Origin of the sequence: Pseudomonas pharyngis, assembly GCF_021602345.1 — a bacterium.
GTDB lineage: Bacteria > Pseudomonadota > Gammaproteobacteria > Pseudomonadales > Pseudomonadaceae > Aquipseudomonas > Aquipseudomonas pharyngis.
The window spans coordinates 17,076-38,418 of record NZ_BQID01000013.1 but is presented as its reverse complement, the minus strand read 5'-3'; the positions used below and the strand labels follow the sequence as shown (position 1 = coordinate 38,418).

Here is a 21,343-nt window from a genome sequence, read left to right as displayed (position 1 = left end):
CATGCAATTTCGCGAGCTGATGGCTGTTATTTCCACCCATGCGATCCGCCTTCAACAGGACGATGAAGACCTGGTCATTCTGGGCGATGACGACGCACTGGACGATGCGTTGTGGGACAGCCTCGCCAAACACAAGGCGCAGTTGCTGGAACTGGTGGCGAGCCACGGCGGCGACTGGTCGAGCCCGGCGCTGCGCATCACCCCGGACATGCTGCCGCTGGTGCAGCTGGATCAGTCGGCCATCGACCGGATCGTCGCCACCGTGCCGGGTGGCGTGGCGAATGTGCAGGACATCTATCCGCTGGCGCCGCTGCAGGAGGGGCTGCTTTATCACTACCTTTCCGCCCCCGAGGGTGATCCCTATGTGTCGCAGGCGCGGTTCACGTTCGACAGTCGCGAACGGCTGGAGGCATTCACCGAAGCGTTGCGTCGGGTGATCGAGCGCCATGACATTTTGCGCACCTCCATCCTCTGGGAGCATCTGGACGAACCTGTGCAGGTGGTCTGGCGTGAAGCCCCGCTGGTCTGTGAGGAAGTCGATCTGAATGACCGTGAGGATGTACTCGCGCAATTGCTGGCACGCCACGACCCACAATACTTCCGCCTCGACCTGCAACAGGCCCCGTTGCTGCGGCTGGTGTTCGCCGAGGATCCGGCCAACGACCGGGTAGCTGCCTTGTTGCTGTTCCATCACATCATCATGGATCACCTCGCGCTCGATGTGGTGCGCCGGGAAATTCAGGCTTATCTGTCCGGCCGCGGCGCTGAAGTCGCGAGGGCGGTGCCATATCGTGACCATCTGGCGAGGGCACGCCTGGGGTCGGATGAGCAAGCGCACCAGGCATTTTTCCGCGAGATGCTCGGCGACATCGACGAGCCGACACTGCCCGGTGGCTTGCACGATGTACAAGGTGACGGGCAGGGCATCGAGGAAGTCTCGTGCATGCTCGACAGCGATCTGAGCCAGCGCCTGCGTACCCACGCGCGACAATCGGGGGTGAGCGTGGCGAGCCTGATGCACCTGGCGATGGCGCGGGTGCTGGGTCAGCTGTGCGGGCGCTCGGCGGTGGTGTTCGGCACCGTTCTGTTGGGACGGATGAACGCGGCTGACGGTGTCGAACAGGCCTTGGGGATGTTCATCAATACCTTGCCTTTGCGGGTGGATGTCGGCGCGTCGAGCGTTCATGACGGCGTGCTGACGACGCACCGGCGCCTGACCGCGCTGCTCGCCCATGAGCAGGCGTCCCTGGCACTGGCCCAGCGTTGCAGCGCCGTGGCGGTCCCGACGCCGCTGTTCAGCGCCATGCTCAACTACCGCCACAGCAGCGTGGAGGAAGTCGCCGAAGTGATCGAGCTGTCGCCGGGAGTGCAGGTGCTGGGCGCGCGCGAGCGCACCAATTACCCGCTGACCGTCAACATCGATGACCTCGGTCAGGACCTGCGCATCACGGTGCTGGCCGATGTGACGCTTGGCGCCTCACGCATCGCCGGTTACCTGCGCACGGCACTGGACAGTCTCGTCGATGCGTTGCAGAACAACCCGCAAGCCGCATTGCACAGCCTCAACATCCTGCCGCCCGCCGAGCGTGAACACTGGCTGTATGGCGTCAACTCACCGAAGGCAACGTTTCCCGACACGCCGTTGATCCATCAGCAATTCGAAGCGCATGCGCACACTCGGCCCGAGGCGGTCGCGTTGCTGTTCGAGGGCCGTACTTACAGCTATGGAGCACTCAACCGACAGGCCAACCAGGTGGCCCATCGTTTGCTCGCCCTTGGCATTCGTCCGGATGATCGGGTAGCGATCTGCGTCGAGCGCGGCCCGCAAATGATCGCCGGCCTGCTCGGCGTGCTCAAAGCGGGTGCCGGATATGTGCCGATCGATCCGGCTTATCCGCTGGAGCGCATCACCTTCACCCTGCAAGACAGTGCGCCGGTGGCGGTGCTGATGCAGGCCGCGACTCTGGATCGGATTGCCGGGCTATCTGTGCCGCAGATCGACCTCGACGACCAAGGTTTGCAAAATGAACCGGCGTTCAATCCACAGATCCCGGACCTGAATCCGGCGCATCTGGCCTACGTGATCTACACCTCTGGCTCCACCGGGCTGCCCAAAGGCGTGATGGTCGAGCACCGCAACGTGGCCCGCCTGTTTGGCGCGACCCACGATTGGTTCCGGTTCAACGGGCAAGACGTCTGGGCGTTGTTCCACTCGTTTGCCTTTGATTTCTCGGTCTGGGAAATCTGGGGCGCGCTGGCTTACGGCGGACAGTTGCTGGTGGTGCCGCAACACATCAGTCGCTCGCCGGACGAGTGTTACGCGTTGCTCTGCCGCTCGGGCGTCACCGTCCTCAACCAGACGCCAAGCGCGTTCCGGCAGTTGGTCGCCGCCCAGGGCCGCAGCCCGTTGCAGCATTCGCTGCGCGAGGTGATTTTTGGCGGTGAAGCGCTGGAGCCAGGATCACTCAAACCCTGGTACGCGCGGATCGGCAACGCCGGCACCCGGCTGGTGAATATGTACGGCATCACCGAAACCACGGTGCATGTGACCTACCGACCGCTGGTCGCGGCAGACGCGCAACTGACCGCCAGCAGCCCGATCGGCGTGCGCATTCCCGACCTGCAGCTGTACGTCCTCGATGCCCGGCGGGAACCCGTACCGGCCGGAGTGACCGGGGAGTTGTATGTGGGTGGCGCCGGGGTTGCCCGTGGGTATCTGAATCGTGAGGCGTTGACCGCCGAGCGCTTCATCGCCGACCCGTTCAGCGGGCATGCCCAAGCGCGTTTGTACAAGACCGGCGATCTGGCACGGTGGACGGTGGACGGCGAACTCGAATACCTGGGACGCAACGATGATCAGGTGAAAATCCGTGGTTTCCGTATCGAGCTTGGCGAGATCCAGGCACGTCTTGCCTCGTGCGACGGCGTGCGCGATGCGCTGGTGATCGCCCGCGAGGACCGCCCTGGCGACACGCGTCTGGTGGCCTACTGGCTGGCCGCCGAAGGTGTCGAACCAAGCGTTGCGCAATTGCGCGATCACCTGCTGGCATCGCTGGCCGAGCATATGGTGCCGGGTGCGTTCGTGCGCCTCGATGCCTTCCCGCTGACGGCCAACGGCAAACTCGATCGCCGGGCGTTGCCGCAGCCGGACAACGAAGCCTTCGCCCGGCGGGCGTTTGAAGCACCGCTTGGCGAAATCGAAACCCGCATCGCTGTGATCTGGCAAACCTTGCTCGGGCTGGAGCGGGTGGGCAGGCATGACAATTTCTTCGAGCTGGGCGGGCATTCGCTGCTGGCGGTGAAGCTGATCGAGCGCATGCGTCAGCAAAACATGCAGTGCGACGTCCGTGTGCTGTTCGGCCAGCCAAGCGTGGCGGCACTCGCGGCGACGCTCGGTGGGGTCTCCACGGTCAGCGTCCCGGCCAATCGCATCGAATCCGGTTGCACCCGCATCACCCCGGACATGCTGCCGCTGGCCACGCTGGATCAAGCGGCCATTGACCGTATCGTTGAGACCGTCGAGGGCGGTGCCGACAACGTGCAGGACATCTACGCCCTGGCACCGTTGCAGGCGGGGATCCTCTATCACCATCTGGCCATTGCCGACGGTGACCCGTACGTGTTGCAAGCGCAGTTCGCCTTCGACGGACTGGCGCAGATCAAGGCGTTCGTTCGCGCGTTGAACAGTGTCATCGCCCGGCACGACATCCTGCGTACCAGCGTGGTCAGGGAAAACCTCGACGAGCCGGTGCAAGTGGTGTGGCGTTCGGTACCGCTGGCACTGGAGCGGGTGGATGCCGATCCGCAGGACGGTGATGTGTTGCAGCAAATGCAGGCGCGCTTCGATCCGCGACACTATCGCCTGGACTTGCAGCGTGCGCCGTTGATGCGCTTCGCCTACGCCGAGGACCCTTTGCAAAACCGCTGGGTCGGGATCCTGCTGTTGCACCACATCGTGCTCGATCACACCGCGCTTGAGGTATTGGTGGCCGAGATGAGCGACGCCCTTGACGGGCAAGTCGGCGTGCTGCCGCCGCCCGTGCAATACCGCAACTATGTCGCTCAGGCCCGTCTCGGTTCGAATGCCGAGGCCCATGAAGCATTCTTTCGCGAGATGCTCGGCGACATCGCTGAACCGACCCTGGCGTTCGGCCTGCGGGACGTACTCGGCGATGGCACAAACATCGTGGACAGCGAGCTGGCACTGGATGAGCGTCTTGCCGCACGCCTGCGCCAACAGGCCCGCACGTTGGGCATCAGTGTTGCGAGTCTGGTGCATCAGGCCTGGGGCCAGGTACTTGCCCAGGTCTGCGGGCGCGAGGAAGTGGTATTCGGCACGGTGTTGCTGGGGCGCATGCAGGGGGGAGAGGGCGCCGATCGTTCGTTGGGCATGTTCATCAACACCCTGCCGCTGCGGGTCCATGTCGGGGCCACGGCGGTGGAGGCGGGTGTCAGGGCGACCCACGAGCGTCTGGCGCAACTGCTGGTGCATGAGCAGGCGCCGCTGATGCTCGCTCAACGTTGCAGTGGCGTGACGGGTTCGCAACCGCTGTTCAATACCTTGCTCAACTATCGCCACAGTGCGCAACAGACGGCGACGCCGGGATGGGAAGGCATCCGGATTCTCGATTCTCGTGAGCGCAGCAACTATCCGCTGGTGGTCAGCGTCGACGACCTTGGACAGGGCTTCCGGCTTTCTGTCCAGGCAGTGCCCGAAGTGGATGGCGCGCGGGTCTGCGATTACCTGCAAACGGCACTGCATAATTTGCTGAGCGCGCTGGAACAGGATCGCCATGCGCCATTGAATCAGGTGTCGATTCTGTCGGCGGCCGAACGCCAGCGCGTGCTGGTCGGTTTCAATGTCACCGGTCGCGACTTTGCCCACGGCCATGTGGTGCACCAATTGTTTGAAGCGCGAGCGGCGATCCAACCTGGCGCTGTGGCAGCGGTGCAGGGCGGGCAACGCCTGAGCTACGACGGCTTGAACCGTCGCGCCAATCGTCTGGCCCATCACCTGATCGGCCTCGGTGTGCAACCGGACGACCGCGTCGCGCTCTGTGTGCAGCGTGGTCCGCAGATGCTGATCGGGCTGCTGGCGATCCTCAAGGCTGGCGCCGGTTATGTCCCGGTCGATCCGGCACATCCGGCGGAACGGATCGCTTACCTGTTGCAGGACAGCGATCCGGTGGCGGTGCTGGCACAGACGGCCACTCGCGACCTGCTGGGTGCCGTGCCGGTGATCAATCTTGACAGCGACGCCTGGCAGCATTTGCCGGACAGCAATCCACAGTTGCCGGACCTGACCCCCGAGCATCTGGCCTACGTGATCTACACCTCGGGCTCCACCGGCCAGCCAAAAGGCGTGATGGTCGAACACGCGAGCCTGGAAAACCTTGTGCACTGGCACGCCGAAGCCTTTGACCTGCAGGCCGGCAGTCACACCGCCAGCGTGGCCGGTTTCGGTTTTGATGCGATGGCCTGGGAAGTCTGGCCGGCGTTGTGCGTCGGCGCGACCCTGCACCTGCCGCCGGAAACGGTGAGCAACGAGCACCTGGACGAACTGCTCGACTGGTGGCGGGCGCAGCCGTTGCAGGTCAGCTTCCTGCCGACCCCGGTGGCCGAATATGCCTTCAGCCGCGGGCTGCAACACCCGACCCTGCGTACCTTGCTGATCGGCGGCGACAAGCTGCGGCAGTTCAACCGCGAACAGACCTTCGCGGTGATCAACAACTATGGCCCGACCGAAGCCACGGTGGTCGCGACGTCCGGCCCGGTCGAAGTCGGGCAACCGCTGCACATCGGCCGGCCGATTGCCAACGCCAAGGTCTATCTGCTGGATGAGCAGCAACGGCCCGTGCCGGTGGGCGTCACGGGCGAGTTGTATGTCGCAGGTGCGGGCGTGGCGCGGGGTTACCTCAACCGTCCCGATCTGACCGCCGAGCGCTTCCTGAAAGATCCGTTCAACGAAGGGCGCATGTACCGCACCGGCGACCTCGCACGCTGGTTGGCAGACGGCAACATCGAGTACCTGGGCCGCAACGACGATCAGGTCAAACTGCGCGGCGTACGGGTTGAACTGGGGGAAATCGAAGCGGCGCTGGCCAGCCATCCGGCAGTGCAGGACGCGGTGGCGCTGGTGCGCGACGGCCAGTTGCTGGTGTGGTTCACCGAGCATGCGCCGACCGATATCGAAGCCCTGCGCAATCATCTGCAAACGCGTCTACCGCAAGCGCTGATCCCGGCGGCTTACGTGCGCCTCGACGCCTTGCCCCTGACCGCCAACGGCAAACTCGACCGCAAGGCCTTGCCGGAGCCGGATCAAAGCGCTTGGCTCAGCCGCGAATACGAAGCCCCGCAAGGCCCGGTGGAAACCGCGCTGGCGCAGATCTGGGCTGACGTGTTGAAACTGGAGCAGGTCGGACGCCACGACAACTTCTTCGAACTGGGTGGCCACTCGTTGCTGGCCGTGAGTCTGATCGAACGCCTGCGCCAGATCGGCCTCAACACCGACGTGCGCGTGCTGTTCAGCCAGCCGACCCTGGCAGCCCTGGCGGCTGCGGTGGGCAGCGGTCGCGAGATCGAAGTGCCGGCCAACCGCATTCCTGCCGACTGCACCCGCATCACCCCGGAGCTGCTGAGCCTGACCGAACTGGATCAGGCCAGCATCGACCAGATCGTGGCCAGCGTGCCGGGTGGTGCGGCGAACGTGCAGGAGATTTATCCGCTGGCGCCGTTGCAGGAGGGCATTCTTTATCACCATTTGAGCGCGGAGCAGGGCGACCCGTACCTGCTGCAATCATGTCTGGCCTTTGCCAGCGTCGAGCGCTTGCACGCTTTTGCCAACGCCTTGCAAAAGGTGATTGCGCGCCACGACATCCTGCGCAGCAGTCTGGTGTGGGAAGGATTGCCGAGCCCGCAGCAAGTGGTATGGCGAGAGGCCGAGCTGGCGGTGCAATCGGTCGATTTGAGTCCGCTGGACGGCGATATCCTCCATCAGTTGCGTGCACGCTTCGATACCCGGGATTTTCGTCTCGACCTCGGTCAGGCACCGCTGATCCGTCTGGTATATGCCGAAGATCCGCTGCGTGACCGGGTGGCAGGTGTGCTGTTGTTCCATCACGTCGTGCTGGATCACACCGCACTGGAGGTGGTTCGCCGGGAAATGCAGTTGTATCTGCCGGGGCAGGTTGAGTCTTTGCCGCCCGCCGCCCCCTACCGCAACTACGTCCATCAGGCCCGCCAAGGCATCAGCGAGGACGAACACGAAACCTTCTTTCGCGAAATGCTCAGCGACATCGACGAACCGACCCTGCCATTCGGCTTGCAGGACGTACAGGGCGACGGCCGCAACATCGAGGAGCACTCGCTGGCGCTGCCGGTGGAATTGAATCGGCACCTGCGCCGCCAGGCGCGGCAATACGGGGTAAGCGTCGCGAGCCTATTTCATCTCGCCTGGGCGCGGGTGCTGGCGGCGACTTCCGGACGCCGGGACGTGGTGTTCGGCACCGTGCTGCTGGGGCGCATGCAAGGCGGCGAGGGCGCGGATCGGGCTTTGGGGATGTTCATCAACACCTTGCCGCTGCGCGTGGAGGTTGACGGGCAGAGTGTGAGTGAAGCGGTTCGCACGGTTCATGAGCGGCTGGCGGCTTTACTGGGACACGAACATGCGTCGCTGGCACTGGCTCAGCGTTGCAGCGCCGTGGCCGCGCCTTTGCCGCTGTTCAGCGCGGTACTCAACTATCGACACAGCGGCCACGACGCTGCGCGAGAGCCTGTTGATCCGGTCTGGCACGGCATCGAATTCCTGGCCCAGGACGGGCGCACGAATTATCCGTTGACCCTGAGCATCAATGACCGGGGCGATGGCTTCAGCCTGTCGGTGCTGACCCCGGATCATGTGGGGGCGCAGCGGGTCTGCGAGCTGATGCACACCGCTCTCACGGAGCTGGCGACAGCGTTGGCTGACAACCCCGGACAGGCCTTTGAACGTCTCAACGTCCTGTCAGCGGCGGCGCGCGCGCAGCTGCTTGGCGACTTCAATGCGAGCTCCGCCGTTTACCCGTCAGCGCAAGGTGTTCATCGTCTGTTCGAAGCGCAGGTTGCGCGCACGCCGGAGGCCGTGGCGGTTCAGGCGGGCACGCAGCGCCTGACGTTCAGGCAATTGAACCAGCGCGCCAATCGCCTGGCCCATCATCTGCGGGGGCTGGGGGTCACTACCGAGACACGAGTGGCGATCTGTCTCAAACGCAGCCCGGACATGCTGGTCGGCTTGCTGGCGATCCTCAAGGCCGGCGCCGCCTATGTACCGGTCGACCCGGCTTATCCGCCCGAGCGAATCGCTTACATGCTGGCCGACAGTGCGCCGAGGGTGGTACTGGTTCGCGATGTAGCTTTGCCGAATCAGGCTGGCATACCGGTGATTGATCTTGCCCATGAGGCCTGGCAAGACCTGTCGGTTGCTGATCCGCAGGTTGCCGAGTTTACGCCGGACGACCTGGCCTACGTGATCTACACCTCAGGCTCCACCGGCCAGCCGAAAGGCGTGATGGTCGAACACGCGACCCTGGAAAACCTTGTGCACTGGCACGCCGAAGCCTTCGACCTGCACGCCGGCAGTCACACCGCCAGCGTGGCCGGGTTCGGCTTCGATGCGATGGCCTGGGAAGTCTGGCCGGCGCTGTGTGTCGGCGCGACCCTGCACCTGCCGCCGGAAACGGTGAGCAACGAGCACCTGGACGAACTGCTCGACTGGTGGCGCGCGCAGCCGTTGCAGGTCAGCTTCCTGCCAACTCCAGTGGCCGAATATGCGTTCAGCCGCGGGCTGCAACACCCGACCTTGCGCACCTTGTTGATCGGCGGCGACAAGCTGCGGCAGTTCAACCGCGAACAGACTTTCGCGGTCATCAACAACTACGGCCCGACCGAAGCCACGGTGGTCGCGACGTCCGGCCGGGTCGAAGTCGGCCAGCCGCTGCACATCGGCCGGCCGATGGCCAACGCTCGTATCTATCTGCTTGATGACCAGCAACGCCCGGTGCCAGTAGGTGTGACGGGGGAGTTGTATGTCGCCGGCGCCGGTGTGGCGCGAGGCTACCTGAACCGTCCCGATCTGACCGCCGAACGCTTCCTGAATGATCCGTTCAACGAAGGACGCATGTACCGCACCGGCGACCTCGCACGCTGGTTGGCAGACGGCAACATCGAGTACCTGGGCCGCAACGACGATCAGGTCAAACTGCGCGGCGTGCGGGTTGAACTGGGGGAAATCGAAGCGGCGCTGGCCAGCCATCCGGCAGTGCAGGACGCAGTAGCGCTGGTGCGCGACGGCCAGTTGCTGGTGTGGTTCACCGAGCATGCGCCGACCGATATCGAAGCCCTGCGCAATCATCTGCAAACGCGTCTACCGCAAGCCCTGATCCCGGCGGCTTACGTGCGCCTCGACGCCTTGCCGCTGACCGCCAACGGCAAACTCGACCGCAAGGCCTTGCCGGAGCCGGATCAAAGCGCCTGGCTCAGCCGCGAATACGAAACCCCGCAAGGCCCGGTGGAAAACGCGCTGGCGCAGATCTGGGCTGACGTGTTGAAACTGGAGCAGGTCGGACGTCACGACAACTTCTTCGAACTGGGCGGCCACTCGCTGCTGGCCGTGAGCCTGATCGAACGCCTGCGCCAGATCGGCCTGAACACCGACGTGCGCGTGCTGTTCAGCCAGCCGACTCTGGCTGCTTTGGCGGCAGCGGTGGGCAGCGGTCGCGAAATCGAAGTGCCGGCCAACCGCATTCCTGCCGACTGCACCCGCATCACCCCGGAGCTGCTGAGCCTGACCGAACTGGATCAGGCCAGCATCGACCGCATCGTCGCCAGCGTGCCGGGTGGTGCGGCGAACGTGCAGGACATTTATCCGCTGGCGCCGTTGCAGGAGGGCATTCTTTATCACCACTTGAGCGCGGAGCAGGGCGACCCGTACCTGCTGCAATCGCGGCTGGCCTTCGACAGCCTCGAGCGAGTCGACAGCTTTGTCGCGGCGCTGCGCCAGGTCATTGCCCGTCACGACATCCTGCGCACGGCGGTGATCTGGCAGAAATTGGCCGAGCCGATGCAAGTGGTCTGGCGTCACGCAGACTTGCCGGTGCAGGAGATCGTGCTTGATCCGGCGGATGGCGACATCCTTGAGCAGTTGCACGAGCGTTTCGATGCCCGGCACTACCGCCTCGACATCAGCCAGGCGCCGTTGCTGCGTCTGGTGTATGCCCGTGATCCGGCCCACGACCGGGTGGTTGCGATGTTGCTCTTCCACCATGTCGTGCTCGATCACACCGCGCTGGACGTGGTGCAGCAAGAAATGCTCGCCTGCCTGCAAGGGCACGAAGCTTCGTTGGGCGCGGCCGTGCCTTACCGCAACTACGTGGCACAGGCGCGGCTGGGTGTCAGCGAGCAGGAGCACGAGGCGTTCTTCCGCGACATGCTCGGCGACATCGACGAGCCGACCCTGCCGTTCGGCTTGCAGGATGTGCAAGGAGACGGTCGCGACATTGAGGAAACGCAACAGGCCCTGACCGCCGCCACCGGCCAGCGTCTGCGCAGCCTCGCGCGGCAACTGGGCATCAGCGTGGCCAGCCTGTTTCATCTCGCGTGGGCGCAGGTGCTGGCCGCGACATCCGGGCAGGAGCGGGTGGTGTTCGGCACGGTGCTGATGGGCCGGATGCAGGGCGGCGAGGGGGCCGACCGGGCGTTGGGGATGTTCATCAACACCTTGCCGCTGCGGGTCGATCTGGGAGCAACCCCGGTGCGTGATGGGGCTCGGGCGACGCATGCGCGGCTCAGCGCGCTGCTCGGCCATGAACACGCCTCGCTGGCGCTGGCCCAGCGTTGCAGTGGCGTCGCCGCGCCGTCACCGCTGTTCAGTTCGATGCTCAACTACCGGCACAGCGCCGACGCGGCGCAACAGCAAAACCGGCGTCAGGCCTGGCAGGGCATCGAGACCCTGAGCAGCGAAGAGCGCACCAACTATCCGCTGAGTCTGGGGGTCGATGATCTGGGCAGCGGGTTCGTGCTCACCGCCATGACCCCGGCGAGCATCGGCTCTCAGCGGATCTGCGACTACATGCAGACCGCGCTGGAGCAACTGGCGGATGCTCTGGAGCAGGCTCCGGATCAGCCGCTGAACCGCTTGCCGATCCTTGACGGCGCAGAACGTCAGCGGGTGCTTTACGACCTTAACGTCACCGACACCGCCGACGATCTGGAGCAAACCGTTCACGCTATGTTCGAGGCGCAAGTGCAACGCACGCCGCAAGCCATCGCGTTGCAGGCCGGTGAGCAGCGGCTGATCTACGCCGAACTCAACGCACAGGCCAATCGCCTGGCCCATTACCTGCGTGAGCTGGGCGTGGGGCCGGATTCGCGGGTGGCAATCTGCGTCGAGCGCGGGCTGGAGCTGATCGTCGGACTGCTCGGCACTCTCAAGGCGGGTGGTGCCTATGTGCCGCTGGACCCGGCGTACCCGGCGGAACGTCTGGATTACATGCTCAAGGACAGCGCGCCGGTAGCGGTGCTGGTGCATGGGGCGACTCGCGCCTTGCTCGACGAGAGCACTGCGCGGGTGATCGATCTGGATCAGGCGCAATGGACATCCAACCCGGAGGACAACCCGCAAGTGCCGGGCCTGAGCGCTTCGAACCTGGCCTACGTGATCTACACCTCCGGCTCGACCGGTGCGCCGAAGGGCGTGATGGTCGAGCATCGCGGCGTCGGCAATTTGCTGCACTGGAGTTCGCAGCTGTGTCCCGTCGTGACGGACGGCGCCTTGTTGCAGAAGACCCCGTTCAGTTTCGACGCCTCGGTCTGGGAGCTGTTCTGGCCGTTGAGTGCCGGGTTGCGTCTGGTGCTGGCGCGTCCCGACGGACACCGTGAACCGGCGTATCTGGCGCGGGTGATTCGCGAACAGCGGATCAGCGTGATCCAGTTTGTGCCGGTGCTGTTGCAACAGTTCCTCGAGCAGGACGATGTCAGCCAGTGCAGCAGCCTTACCGACGTGTTCTGTGGCGGCGGCGACCTGACGCCGGCGCTGGCTCGCCGTGTGCGCGAGCGTTTACCGCAGGTGCGTTTGCACAACGTTTACGGCCCGACCGAAGCCACGGTCGACAGCACGGCGTGGACGCTGGAACCGTCGATGCCGGTGCCGGACAGCGCGTTGCCGATCGGACGGCCGATCAACAACACCCGTCTATATGTCCTCGATGCCGCTCAGCGGCCGGTGCCGATGGGCGTGATCGGTCAGTTGTTCATTGGTGGTGCCGGGGTTGCGCGGGGTTATCTGGGCCTGTCGCAGTTGATGGCTGAACGGTTTATCCCGAGCCCGTTCGTGGCCGGCGATCGGCTATACGCCACGGGCGACCGAGTGCGTTACCGCGCCGATGGCCAGCTCGAATTCATCGGGCGCAACGACTTCCAGGTCAAGCTGCGTGGCCTGCGTCTGGAACCGGGTGAGATCGAAGCGCAACTGCTCAGCCATCCAGCGCTGCGCGAAGTCGTGGTGCTGGTGCGTGAGGAGCGTCTGGTGGCGTACTTCACCCGGCACGCCGAAGTCGGGCAACCGGGGATCGAGGCGTTGCGCGAACACTTGCTGGCACGCTTGCCCGATTACATGGTGCCGTCGGCATTCGTCGCGCTCGACAGCCTGCCGCTGAGCCCCAACGGCAAGGTCGATCGCAAGGCGCTGCCCGCACCGGATTCGGCTGCAGTCAGCATTCGCGAATACGAAGCGCCGGTCGGCGAGATGGAAGTCCTCCTTGCGCGCCTGTGGTGCGAATTGCTCAAGGTCGAGCGCGTCGGACGGCAAGACCATTTCTTTGAGCTGGGTGGGCATTCGTTGCTGGCGGTCAGTCTGATCGGGCGCCTGCAACAGGCAGGTATCGAAGCCGATGTCCGGACGTTGTTCGAGCAACCGACTCTGGCTGGTTACGCAGCTATCACGGAAAGAATGGAGATCGTCCTGTGAGCCTGAATGAACTGTTGGCGACGCTGAAGACAAAAGACATCCAGTTGGCAATCACGGACGGACAATTACGGGTCAATGGCAACAAGCAGGCCCTGAGTGAACCGAGCTTGCTGGCCGCATTGCGCGAGCACAAGCCGGCATTGATCGAGCTGATCGAGGCGGGCGGTTACTCGCCCGCACGGGAAGGGCAGGTTGCAGTGCCGGTCAATGGCATTTCACCGGGCACAACACGGGTCACCCCGGCGATGCTGACGATGGTTGACCTGAACCAGGACACCCTCGATCAAATTGTCGCGCAGATCCCTGGCGGCGGCGCCAATGTCCAGGACATCTATCCGCTGACGCCGTTGCAGGAGGGCATCCTCTACCACCACGCGAGCGCTGCACAGGGTGATCCGTATGTGATGCAGGCGAAATTCGCGTTCAGCGGACCCGAGCGGTTCGAGGCATTCGTTCAGTCTCTGCAGACTGTCATCGAGCGCCACGACATTCTGCGCACCGCCATCGTCTGGGAAGGACTGGACACGCCGGTGCAAGTGGTCCTGCGAAGTGTCGAGTTGCCTTTGGAGAACGTGCAGCTTGATGCGGCTGAGGGCGATGTCCTTGAGCAGTTGCATGCGCGATTCGACGCCCGGCATTTCCGTCTCGACGTGACACTTGCGCCGCTATTGCGCCTGGCTCATGCCTGGGATGCAAAGGCCGGGCGTATCGTCGCGATATTGCTGTTTCACCACATGGCGATGGATCACTCGGCGCTCGCTGTGGTCAGCGAGGAAATGCAGGCGTGCCTGTCAGGACAGAGCACCAGACTGGGAGTGCCCGTACCGTTTCGCAATTATGTCGCCCAGGCGCGGCTAGGCATCAGCGAGTCCGAGCACGAGGCGTTTTTCCGCGAGATGCTCGGTGACATCGACGAGCCGACGTTGCCGTTCGGCCTGCAGGGCGTGCATGGCGACGGCAGCGACATCGAAGAGTGCGGTGTGCCACTTGACCCGTTGCTGGGGCAGCGCCTGCGAGCCAGTGCCCGCTCGCTCGGGGTGAGTGTCGCGAGTCTGTTCCATCTCGGCTGGGGGCAGGTCCTGAATGCACTCACCGGCAAGTCCGCCGTTGTGTTCGGTACCGTGCTGATGGGGCGAATGCAAGGGGCGGAGTCGACCGACCGCGCGCTGGGCATTTTCATCAACACCTTGCCGCTCCGGGTCGAGGTCAGCGCGCTGGCAGCGAGTGAGGCGGTGAAGGCCACCCAGGCACGTCTGACGAGCCTGATGCGCCATGAGCACGCCCCGCTGGTGCTGGCCCAGCGCTGCAGCGGGGTGGTCGGGTCATCGCCGCTGTTCAGTTCGCTGCTCAACTACCGGCACAGCACCTCGAGTGCCAATGCCAGTGCCGAAGCGCTTTCGGCCTGGGAGGGGATCAGCGTCCTGCATGCGGAGGAACGCACCAATTACCCGCTGACCTTGAGCATCGATGACTTTGGCGATCACTTCAGCCTGACGCTGCTGGCCACCCGTGAAGTCGAGGCGCAGCGCATCTGCGGCTATATGTTGTGTGCCATGGAAAACCTGTTGCAGGCGCTGGAGCACGCGGCGGATACGCCGCTGAGTCAACTGTCGGTGTTGCCCGCCCCGGAGCGCGAACAGCTGTTGACGGGGTTCAACGCCAGCGATGTCGAATACGTTCGCGGACAGACAATTCATCAACGCTTCGAGGCGCAGGTCGTCGCGCGACCGCAAGCGCTGGCGGCGGTGCATCTGGACAAGCAACTGACGTTCCACGAACTGAACCGCCAGGCCAACCTTCTGGCGCATCGCTTGATCGATCTGGGTGTGCAGCCGGATGACCGGGTAGCCATCGTCGCCCGGCGAGGGCTGGATACCCTGGCCGGATTGCTCGCAGTCCTCAAGGCAGGCGCCGGGTATGTGCCGATCGACCCCGCGCATCCGGCCGAACGCTTGAATTATCTGCTGAGCGATTGCGAGCCAGTGGCGATTCTGACCTCAAGTGACCTGCTCGCACGGCTGCCGGGACAGGAGCTGCCGGTACTCGATCTTGATCCGTGCACCTGGCGCTCAGGCAATGACGCAAACCCGGTGGTATCAGGTCTGTCCGAGGCGAACCTGGCTTACGTGATCTACACCTCCGGCTCCACCGGTTTGCCCAAGGGCGTGATGGTCGAACACCAGACACTGGCCAATCTGGTCGACTGGCACTGCAACGCGTTTGACCTGTGTGCCGGCCGCCATACGTCGAGTCTGGCCGGGTTCGGCTTCGACGCGATGGCATGGGAAGTCTGGCCAGCTCTGTGCGTCGGCGCGACCCTGCACCTGGCGCCTGCGCAGGACGGCGGTGAAGACGTCGACGGGCTGCTGGCCTGGTGGTGCGCGCAACCGCTGGACGTGAGTTTCCTGCCGACGCCGGTCGCCGAATACGCCTTCAGCCGGCATCTCGAGCACCCGACATTGCGCACCCTGTTGATCGGTGGCGATCGCTTGCGTCAGTTTTCGCGCAATCAGCATTTCGATGTGATCAACAACTATGGCCCGACCGAAGCCACCGTAGTCGCTACGTCTGGACGGATCGAGGCGGGGGAGGCGCTGCACATCGGCAAACCGGTGAGCAATACCTCGGTGTACCTGCTCGACGAACAACAGCGTCCGGTGCCGATCGGGGTGCCCGGCGAGCTGTATATCGGTGGCCGAGGCGTGGCGCGTGGTTACTTGAACCGTGCGCAACTGACCGCCGAACGCTTTCTGCCGGACCCGTTCAGTCAACGCCCGAATGCGCGTCTGTATCGCACTGGCGACCTTGCCCGCTGGCGCCGGGACGGGACGATCGAATACCTGGGGCGCAACGATGACCAGGTGAAAATTCGCGGCATGCGTATAGAACTGGGGGAAATCGAAAGCCGTCTGCACCAGCTTCCCGGCATTCAGGAAGCGGTGCTGCTGGCCCGTGAAGAAGAGCCCGGACAACCACGGCTGGTCGCCTATTTCACCGAGCAGGCGCAGGTGCAGCCACTGGCTGTGGCGCAACTGCGCGAGCATTTGCTGGGCCAGTTGCCCGAATACATGGTGCCGGTCGCGTTCGTCAGGCTCGACAGCTTGCCGTTGACCGCCAATGGCAAGCTCGATCGCAAGGCCTTGCCGTTACCGGAGCGCACGGCGCTGCTCACACGCGAGTACGAGGCGCCGCAAGGCGAGCTCGAATGCACGCTGGCGCAGATCTGGGCCGAGGTTCTGCAGGTCGAACGGATAGGGCGTCAGGATCATTTCTTTGAGTTGGGCGGCCATTCGTTACTGGCCATGCGCATGGTCGCGCAAGTGCGTCAGCGGCTGGGTGTGGAGCTAGCGCTCGGCGAGTTGTTCGCCAATGCCGACCTGGCGTCGGTGGCGCAGTCGCTTGCCCAGGCCGGATGCTCGACGCAGCCACCGATCCTGCCGGTGCCACGGGAAGGCGCATTGCCGCTGTCGTTTTCCCAGCAGCGCTTTTGGTTTCTGGCGCAGATGGAAGGTGCCAACACCGCTTACAACATTCCGATCGGTCTGCGTCTGCGCGGTGTGCTCGACGCCGATGCGCTACAGCGGGCGCTGGCCCGGATTGTCGCCCGCCACGAAAGCCTGCGCAGCCGTTTCACGCCGTACAACGGCGAAGCCCAGGTGCTGATTACTCCGCCCGACAGCGGTGTGCTGCTGCGGGTCGAGGACCTGCGCCAGCACCCGCAGGCCGATGAAGCCTTGCAGGCGCTGATTCAGGGGGAAGCTTCCGGCCCGTTCGACTTGCAGGATGATCCGTTGATTCGCGGACGGCTGGTGCGTATGGCCGACGATCACCATGTGTTGCTGATCACCTTGCATCACATCATCTCCGACGGTTGGTCGATGGAGGTGCTGACCCGCGAGCTGATGGCGTTGTATCAGGCTTTCAGTCAGGGGTTGGCGGACCCTTTGCCGCCGCTGGCGTTGCAATACACCGACTATGCCGTCTGGCAGCGACGCTGGCTGAGCGGGGAGGTTTTGCAGCGCCAGAGCGAATATTGGCAACGCACGCTGGCCGATGCGCCAGCCTTGCTGACGTTGCCTGCCGACCGACCGCGACCACCGCAACAGGATTACGCCGGCAGCAGCGTCGAAGTGTGCCTGGACGAGCGCTTGAGCGCCGGGCTCAAAGCCTTGAGCCAGCGCCATGGCGTGACGCTGTACATGACGATGCTGGGTGCGTGGGCGATGCTGCTCGGTCGTTTGGCCGGGCAATCGGACGTGGTGGTCGGCTCGCCGGTGGCCAACCGTTTCCGGGCCGAAATCGACGGACTGATCGGGTTGTTCGTCAATACCCTGGCGTTACGCATTGATACTTCCGGTGAGTTGAGCACCGAAGCGCTGCTGGCGCGGGTCAAGGCGCTGACCCTGCAAGCCCAGGCCCATCAGGACCTGCCCTTCGAGCAAGTGGTGGAAATCGCCCGACCGGCCCGCAGCCTGGCCCACAGCCCGCTGTTCCAGACCATGTTCAACTGGCGCAACAGCGACGGGCCGGTATTGGCGCTGGGGGATCTGACCCTGGAAGCGGTGGCGGAGCCGAGTCACTTCGCCAAGTTCGACCTGACCCTGACCCTGGGTGAATCGCCCAACGGGATAAATGGCTGGATGGAGTACGCCACAGCGCTCTTCGATGAGGCGACGGCACGGCGTTATGTCGGTTATTTCCAGCGTCTGTTGCAGGCCATGGTCAACAACGACCAGGCAGTGCTGGAACACGCGCAGATAATCGATGATCAGGAACGCACGCAGTTGCTCGACGAATTCAACGCTACCGCACGGGATTGTCCGCAAGTGCTTACCGTGCACCGGGTCTTCGAGATGCAGGCCGCCGAGCATCCGCAAGCCGTTGCCGCGGTGCACGGGACGCAGGTGTTGAGTTACGCAGAACTGAACCGCAGCGCCAACGGCCTGGCGCATCATCTCATCGCTCAAGGTGTGCAGCCTGGCGATCATGTGGCGATTCTGTTGCCACGCTCGCTGGAACTGTTGATCGCGCAGTTGGCGATCATCAAGTGTGCGGCGGCCTATGTGCCGCTGGACATCAACGCACCCGCCGAGCGTCAGGCATTCATGGTGCAGGATTGTCAGGCGGTCGCGCTGTTGACCGGCAGCGATCAGGCCATCGAGTACCCGGTGCGACGAATGGATCTGGATACCCTGGCGCTTGCCGGGAGCCCTTCGCACAACCCGGATCTGCCTCAGTCCTCGCAGGCGCTGGCGTACATCATGTACACCTCGGGCTCCACGGGCACGCCGAAGGGGGTCATGGTGCCGCATCGCGGCATTACCCGCCTTGTGATCGATTGCGGCTACGCCGATTTCAACCCGAGGGACCGGGTGGCATTCGCTTCGAACCCGGCGTTCGACGCGAGCACCATGGATATCTGGGGCGCCTTGCTCAACGGTGGCCAGGTGGCCGTGATCGATCATGGGATTTTGCTCGACCCACAGGCATTCGGCCGAGAGCTTGACCGGTGCGGGGCGACGATCCTCTTCGTCACCACCGCGTTGTTCAATCAGTACGTGCAGTTGATTCCCGAAGCGCTCAAAAGGCTGCGCATCCTGCTGTGCGGTGGGGAGCGTGGCGATCCGGCGGCGTTTCGAAAGCTGCTCGCCGAAGCACCGGACCTGCGCCTGGTGCATTGTTATGGCCCGACCGAAACCACGACGTACGCCACCACCTTCGAAGTGCGTGAGGTGGCGCCGGATGCGGACAGCGTTTCGATTGGCGGCCCCATCGGCAATACCCGCGTGTATGTGCTGGATAACCGGCAACAACCGGTGCCGTTCGGCGTCATCGGTGAGTTGTACATCGGTGGTCAGGGGGTTGCGCTGGGCTATCTGAATCGGCCTCAACTGAGTGCCGAGAAATTCCTCCGGGATCCGTTCAGCGACAACCCGCAAGCCTTGATGTATCGCACGGGCGACCTGGTCCGCTGGCAGGCGCCGGGGCGACTGGAATGTATCGGCCGCAATGATGACCAGGTGAAGATTCGCGGCTTCCGCATTGAGCTCGGAGAAATCGAAAACCGCCTGCTGAGCTGTCCGGGGGTCAAGGAAGCGGTGGTTCTGGCCCGACGCGACGGACAGGAGCCAACGCGGCTGGTGGCCTATTACACGGCGCACGATCCTGCATTGCAGAGCGCTACTCTGCGCGCGCTGCTGCAAGCCAGGTTACCGGAGTACATGGTGCCGACCGCCTGGGTGGTGCTGGAGAGCCTGCCGCTGAACAACAACGGCAAGGTCGATCGCAAAGCCTTGCCCGCGCCGACACACCAAGCGCTGGTCATGCGTGACTATCAGGCGCCGGCCAATCCTCTTGAGGAATCACTGGCCGGGCTCTGGGCTGAAGTGTTGCAAGTCGGGCGGGTAGGCCGCCATGACAACTTCTTCGAACTGGGCGGGCATTCGCTGCTGGCGGTGCGGCTCGTCGATCTGATGCAAAAGGCCGACATGCCGGTTTCGTTGGCCGAGCTGTTCCAGCATCCAACTGTCGAGTCTGCTGCCACGCTGTTGTGCCAGCGCGATGACGCTGTGCAACACCATGACGGTGTGGTCGTGGTGCGAGCAAGCGAGCGGGGCACGCCGTTGTTCCTGGTGCATGAGTTCAGTGGTCGGGACCTGTATTTTCCGGCGCTGGGCCTGCATATCGGCGGCGAGTTCCCGATTTACGGCTTGCCGGGTATCGATCCCGGTATGGCGCAACTGCGCACCATGGAATGCCTGGCAACCCGGCTGGTCGAGGTGATCCGCGCCACACAACCCCACGGCCCCTATCGGCTTGCCGGCTGGTCGTTCGGTGGCGTGCTGGCTTATGAAATCGCGGCGCAACTACTCGGGATGGACGAGTCAGTGGCGTTCGTCGGGCTGATCGACTCCTACGTGCCACGTCTGGCCGATCCGGATAAGGCGCTGTGGAACGATGCACATGTACACAAGCGCCAATTGCTTCTGCATTGCACGGCGCATTGGGCCGGACGCGAGACGCAGGGGCAGCAGGCACTGGCGCGTCTGGCCATGTTGCAGACCGAACTTGAGCAGTGGGCGTTCGCCGATTTGTTCAACCATTGTCACGAACAACAGTTGCTCAGGCCCGAACTGGCGGCTGTCTCGTCGGCGGATGCCTGGCATTACCTCGACCGGGAAGTGGCCCACGGGCATGCGTTGGCGCATTACCGGATCAACCCGATCGGCCTGCCGTTGCATCTGCTGCGTGCCACGGAGCGTTCGGCGCAAATGTCACGACTCAGCGCCACGCGCGGTTGGGCTGAAGAATTGCCAGGTGCCGAGTTGCACTGCATCGACGTACCGGGCGATCACCAGAGCATGATGAAAGCACCGCACGTTCAGGCTCTGGGGCAGGCCCTGACTCAGGCGCTGGAAACGGCAACTGCGCCAGCGCCAACGGCCTATCAGCCGATCCTGACCATTCAGACCGGTCACACCGGACATGCACCGATTTTCTGCGTGCCGGGTGCCGGCGACAGTGTTACCGGGTTCCTCCACCTGACTGAGGCGCTGGGGCCGGAGTGGCCGATTCATGGGCTGCAACCCCGAGGCCTGGACGGCGCGACGGTGCCGCACAGCCGGGTCGAAAGCGCCGCCACGTTCTACCGGCGGGCGCTTGAACAGCTGTATCCGCAAGGACCGGTGCATTTGATCGGGCATTCGTTCGGTGGTTGGGTGGCCTACGCCATGGCGGCGCAGTTGCAGGCGGCGGGGCGCGAAGTGGCATCCCTGATGCTGATCGACAGTGAATCGCCGGGCGGCAACAGTGTGGTGGGCAAGCCTTACACCACGACGGCGGCGCTGTTGCGGCTGATCGAGTCGCTGCAACTGTCCAGCGGCAAGTCTCTGGGCATCGATGCGCTGACGTTCGCCGAAGCCGACGACAGCACGCAAATGCGCCTGCTGCACGAGGGGATGGTGCGCGCGGGTGTGCTGTCGGAACGCGCGTCACTCGATGCGATGCAGGGCCCGGTGCGCACGTTCGCCACCGCACTGCGCACGGTCTATCGGCCGGCGCTGGCCTACACCGGTCCGGTGCGTCTGGCGCTGGTGGACGACCCGACGCTGGACGCCTCGGGCAACCAGCGCGAACAGGCGGCGATGCTCGAAGGCTGGCAGCGTGAGGCCAGGGATCTGGCGGTGTGGTACGGCCCGGGCAACCACTTCACGATCCTCAAGGCGCCCAACGTGTTCAGTCTTGCAGCGTGGTGGCATGACGGGCTGACGGTGGCGGCGGGGCAAGTGTTGTCCTGATTGATGTTTTTATCCTGGAACCCGGCCGCTGGCCGGGCTCAACCCT

General features: G+C 64.1%; 2 protein-coding genes. Both read left to right on the top strand.

The features are described from left to right. The first annotated feature begins 1 nt into the window (after position 1). Positions 2-13,000, top strand: a complete 12,999-nt coding sequence (locus L6D74_RS23290) for a non-ribosomal peptide synthetase (RefSeq protein ID WP_236190591.1) — start codon at positions 2-4, stop codon at positions 12,998-13,000. Beyond that, positions 12,997-21,297 (top strand): non-ribosomal peptide synthetase, encoded by an 8,301-nt coding sequence (locus tag L6D74_RS23285; protein WP_236190590.1) that lies wholly within the window; start codon positions 12,997-12,999, stop codon positions 21,295-21,297. The genes L6D74_RS23290 and L6D74_RS23285 overlap by 4 nt, the downstream gene beginning before the upstream one ends. Positions 21,298-21,343: the final 46 nt, after the last annotated feature.

What these genes read in the sequence shown, in the direction of transcription:
- L6D74_RS23290 (WP_236190591.1), top strand. Translation starts at nt 2, where the DNA reads ATGCAATTTCGCGAGCTGATGGCTGTTATTTCCACCCATGCGATCCGC.